At 71.2% G+C, this 4,438-nt stretch carries 2 protein-coding genes; both read left to right on the top strand.

Annotation, left to right across the window (positions count from 1 at the left end; translation table 11 throughout):
• On the top strand, positions 1-2,778 hold a 2,778-nt coding region (locus tag E4099_RS29535), incomplete at its 5' end, for a type I polyketide synthase (protein WP_135342176.1).
• A gap of 54 nt (positions 2,779-2,832) precedes the next feature.
• The coding region (locus E4099_RS29530; protein ID WP_209446797.1) for a type I polyketide synthase at positions 2,833-4,438 on the top strand (1,606 nt) is incomplete at its 3' end.

The raw sequence follows: 4,438 nt of genomic DNA, 5'->3' as shown, positions 1-4,438 counted from the left end.
GGCCAGGGGCGGGTGTTGACGGGGAGGGTGTCCCTGGCCTCGCACGCCTGGCTGGCTGATCACGCGGTGTTGGGCACGGTGATCGTGCCGGGGACGGTGTTCCTGGATCTGGCGTTGCGGGCCGGTGCCGATGTGGGGTGTCCGGTGGTGGAGGAGTTGACCCTGCACGCCCCGCTGGTGATGCCCGAGACCGCTGCCGTGCAGCTCCAGGTCACCGTGGGAGCCGGGGACGAGGCGGGTGTGCGGTCGGTTACGATCCACTCCCGGCATGAGGGGGCCGAGGAGGCATGGACCCAGCACGCCACCGGCACCCTGACGGCCGAACCCATCGCCTCCGAGGACACGGATGCTCTGGCGACCTGGCCGCCGACCGGTGCCACCCCCATCGAGGTGGACGGCTTCTACACGCGGCTTGCGGCGGCCGGCGTCGACTACGGCCCGGCGTTCCAGGGTGTGCGGGCGGCATGGCGGCAGGGTGACGAACTCTTCGCGGAGGTCGCTCTCGACACCGAGCGGGAGCGGGAGGCTAGAGGCTTCGGGGTGCACCCCGCCTTGCTGGACGCCGCTGTTCAGGTGCTGCGGGTGGACCCCGGATCCGCTGCCGAGGAGCACGACGCGCAGGTGGCCTTCTCCTGGCGCGGGGTGCGGCTCCACACACCCGGCGCGGTCCGCCTGCGTGTCCGGCTGCTGCCCTCGGACGGTGACTCCGTCGCGATGTGGGTGGCGGACGAGGCCGGTGGACCGGTGGCACGGATCGAGGAACTGGCGGTCCGTCCCATCTCGGCCGAACAACTGCGGGCCGCCGGTGGCATGCGCCGGGACTCCCTCTTCCGCATCGTCTGGCGCACGGTGCAGGCCGAGCGGGACGAGGCACCCCGGCTGGCGCTGATCGGCACCGGTGAAGACCCTGGCCCGGACATCAGGGAACGTCATCCGAGCCTGAGCGCGTTGGGCGCCGCCCTGGAGTCCGGCGCCGCGCTGCCGGACGCGGTGGTGGTGCGCCCGGGCGACCCGGCGGACCTGCTGCTACTCGCCCACACATGGCTCGGCGACGATCGGTTCAGCCCGGCCCGGCTGCTCGTGCTCACCGAGCAGGCCGTGGCCGTCGACGGTGACCAGGACGTACCCGAGAGGCCCGATCTGGGGATCGCACCGGCACTGGGCGTACTGCACGCGGCGCAGGCGGAGTATCCCGGCCGGATCGTCCTGGTGGACGCGGAGGCGGGCGGTGTGCCGCCGGAGGCCCTGCGTACGGCGCTGGCCACCGGTGAACCGCGGATCGCGGTACGGGGTGGCCAGACACTGGCACCTCGGCTCACCAGGGTGGTTCCCGCCGACTCCGACGCGGGCGAAACCTGGGGCGCAGAGGGATCGGTTACCGAGGGGACGGTGCTGGTCAATGGTGTCGACGGTGGCCTCACCGCTTCGCTGACCCGGCATCTGGTGACCGCCCACGGGATCCGGCACGTGACGCTCGTGCCACGTGGTGGTGCCGAGCCCGAGGTGCGGGAACTGGTCACGGAGCTCGATGCGTTGGGGGTGCGGGCGTCGATGGCCACGGGTGCCCCGGCTGACCGGGACGCGATGGCCGAGCTGCTGGCCGAGGTGTCCGCACAGCGTCCGTTGATCGGCGTGGTGCACGCCTCCGACATCGCGGCAGACGGTCCCGGTGCCGGATCGACCTCCGCGGGCGGCAGGCCGCCCACCGGGCGGGAGATCACGGACGACGGCGCACACCGCGGGCCGGACCAGGCAGCCGGGAAGCCCGTCGCAGCACCAGCTGAGGAGCAGCCGCAGCAGCGGGAGCCTGAGTGGCAGACGGTACTGGCTGGTGCGTACCAGGCTCGGTATCTGCACGAACTCACCGAGGACCTGCCACTGCTCTTCTTCATCACCCTCTCCTCCGCGGCCGGCCTGCTGGGGGCCGCGGGGCAGGGGTTCAGTACCGCGGCGAGCGCCGCCCACCACGCTCTCGCGGCACACCGTCGGGCGAAGGGGCTGCCCGCGACGGCCTTGTCCTGGGGGCCGCTGGACGATCAGGCCCCCGCCGCTGCCCCAGGGATCCTGCCGATCGGCCACGAGCAGGCACTCGACCTGTTCGACGCCGCCTTGGCCGCGGGAGATGCCGTACTGCTCACCGCCCCGCTCGACCTGGCCGCGCTGCGTAAGCGTTCCGAGCAACCCCCGGCGCTGCTGAGGGACCTGCTTCCCCCGAGGGGTACTCCGGAGACCTCCACCCTGCCTGGTGAGGAGGACGCCGAGGCCCTCAAACGGCGCCTGGCCGGCCTTACCGAGGAGGAACGCGAACGCGTACTGCTCGGGCTGGTACGGACGCACGCGGCGGCGGTCCTCGGACACAGCGGCACCGAGGAGATCGGGCCGGAGCGGGCGTTCAAGGAGGTCGGGTTCGACTCCCTCACCGCCGTGGAACTGCGCAACCGGCTGACCCGCTGCACCGGAGCCCGGCTGCGCTCCACTCTCGTCTTCGACTTCCCCACCGCGGCCCGGCTGGCTCACCACCTGAACGAGCAGCTGACGGAGGCCCTTTCGGCAACCGCCCCGATGCTGGCGGAACTCGACCGGCTGGGTGCCGTCCTGCCATCGGTTCTCGCTCAGGACGGCGCCCGCGACCGGGTCGCGGCCCGTCTCCGGCAGCTCCTGTCGCTCTGCGAGGACTCCACCAGCGACTCGGCCGGCCTCGGCGACGAGGCGGGTGACGACCTTGGCTCGGCGAGTGACGACGAGCTGTTCTCAATGATCGACCAGGGCTTCGAATGATCCGGCACGCCGGCGACTACGACCATCACCATGGGCACAAGGAGTTGAACGTACGTGGCTGAGTCGGAAGAGAAACTCCGCTCATATCTCAAGAAGGCGATCGCCGACGCCCGTGGTGCGCATCGCAGGGTACGGGAACTGGAAGACCGGCAACGCGAGCCCATCGCCATCGTGGGCATGGCCTGCCGCTTCCCCGGAGGGCTGGCCACCCCCGAGGACTTCTGGGATTTCATACGGCGGGACGGCGACGCCATTTCCGCTTTTCCCACCGACCGCGGCTGGGACATCGACGGCATATTCGATCCCGACCCTGACACCCTCGGCACCTCCTACGTGCGCGAAGGCGGATTCCTCCATGACGTGGCGGAATTCGATGCCGACTTCTTCGACATCTCGCCGCGTGAGGCGGCGGCCATGGACCCGCAGCAGCGGCTGCTGCTGGAGACCTCCTGGGAGGCTTTGGAGCGGGCCGGAATCGACCCCTCGGCGCTGCGCGGCAGCCGTACCGGCGTGTACACCGGCATCAACGGCCTCGACTACACCAAGGTGCTGGCCAGGACCGCCAAGGGGCGCGATGGCACCCTCGGCATGGCCAACGGGGCGAGCCTGCTTGCGGGGCGGGTTGCCTACACCCTCGGGCTGGAGGGTCCGGCCGTCACCGTCGACACCGCCTGCTCCTCTTCCCTGGTGGCCCTGCACCTGGCCGTCAACGCGCTGCGAGCCGGCGAATGCGACCTGGCCCTGGCCGGTGGCGCGACGGTGATGTGCACCCCGGAGATCTTCGTCAACTTCAGCCGGCAACGCGGGCTCGCCTTCGACGGCCGCTGCAAGCCCTTCTCGGCCGCGGCGGACGGCTTCATCCTGGCTGACGGCGCCGGACTCCTCGCGGTCGAGCGACTGTCCGACGCCCGGCGCAACGGCCATCCGGTGCTGGCGGTGGTGCGCGGCAGCGCGGTCAACCAGGACGGCGCCAGCAACGGGCTGACCGCCCCCAACGGGCCCTCCCAGGAACGGGTCATCCGCCAGGCCCTGGCCTCCGCCGGACTCACCACCGGCGACGTGGACGTCGTGGAGGCCCACGGCACGGGCACTACCCTGGGCGATCCCATCGAAGCCCATGCGCTGCTGGCCACCTACGGCCAGGACCGACCGGTGGACCGGCCGCTGCGACTGGGCTCGGTGAAGTCCAACATCGGCCACACCCAGGCGGCGGCCGGTGTGGCCGGGATCATCAAAACGGTACTGGCGATGCGGCACGGGGAACTGCCCCGCACCCTGCACATCGATGCCCCTTCACCTCACATCGACTGGACCTCCGGCCATGTCGAGCTGCTGACCGAGCACACGCCCTGGCCCCAGTCGGAACGGCCACGCCGAGCCGGTATCTCCTCCTTCGGCGCCAGCGGCACCAACGCACACGTGATCCTCGAAGAGGCACCCGCGCTGGACGAACCAGTGGCCGCCTCGACGGGTGAGGTGGCTGCCTCGGGTGTGGGTGGGTTGGTGCCGTGGGTGGTGTCGGCTCGTTCGGTGGAGGGGTTGCGGGGGCAGGCTGCGCGGTTGGGTGCGTGGGCGTTGGACCGTGAGGGCGTGTCCGCGCGGGATGTGGGGTGGTCGTTGGCTTCGGGTCGTGCGGTGTTGGAGCACCGTGCGGTGGTGT

The organism is Streptomyces palmae (genome assembly GCF_004684805.1).
In the GTDB taxonomy this organism is placed as follows: domain Bacteria; phylum Actinomycetota; class Actinomycetes; order Streptomycetales; family Streptomycetaceae; genus Streptomyces; species Streptomyces palmae.
The sequence above is the reverse complement of the archived record's forward strand: the minus strand, read 5'-3'. Positions and strand labels throughout refer to the sequence as shown.